The following is a 676-nucleotide window of genomic DNA, read 5'->3' as shown; positions in this document are numbered from 1 at the left end:
TTTGCTTGAGCATGGCCTCAAGAGACGTGTCGAGGTTATCGTGCAGGCCTTTGGCATGATCCCGCCGATGGTCTCAGGCACAGCCCGTATAGCGACCATGCCCTCCCGGCTGGTTGAGCATTTTAAGAAACCTTCCCACTAAAGATCATCGAACTTCCGCTGCCGCTTCCCGCATTTACCGAGGCGCTGCAATGGCCCGCCCTTCACAACAGTGATGTGGCAAGCATCTGGATGCGAGAGATATTGTTGCAGGAGGCGTCTCGAATGACTTCTCCGCAGGACGCCAAAAAGGGTCGCAAGCCCTGATTGATACCGCGTCTCACGCCGCCACTCGCGTCAATAGCCCGCGTCGGACGAGATCAATGCTCGCGGCAAGCGCGCCTGCGAGGTCGTCCTGCGGGTCGGCTGCGTCGAAAAACGGTGCGAATGAGAAGGGTCCCCCATAGCCGCCATCAAGCAGCGCCCGGATCTGGCTGCCATTGTCGGAACCGACTAGGACGCGATCCGGGTAGATCCAGTGGATCGGATCGTTCACGCTTGAAATGTGCACGAGACCAGTCAGTTCGCAGGAGAAGAATGGCTCCCCGGCGAGCGTGTGATGAAATGTGTCGTGCACGAGGCGGAAGACGGACTGGCCATCAATGGCGGCAATGGCCTTAGCCGCTTCGTTCTTCGA

General features: G+C 58.7%; 2 pseudogenes. One reads left to right on the top strand and one right to left on the bottom strand.

The features are described from left to right. Window positions 1-306 (top strand): annotated as a pseudogene (locus AC0L24_RS33850) (type 2 periplasmic-binding domain-containing protein); the annotation flags it as partial. Window positions 307-319: 13 nt separating this feature from the next. On the opposite strand, the pseudogene AC0L24_RS33845 reads toward AC0L24_RS33850, so the two are convergent. Continuing rightward, a pseudogene (locus tag AC0L24_RS33845) lies at window positions 320-676 on the bottom strand (TIM barrel protein); the annotation flags it as partial.

The sequence above is a fragment of the Mesorhizobium sp. WSM4809 genome (assembly GCF_055811655.1).
The sequence above is the reverse complement of the archived record's forward strand: the minus strand, read 5'-3'. Positions and strand labels throughout refer to the sequence as shown.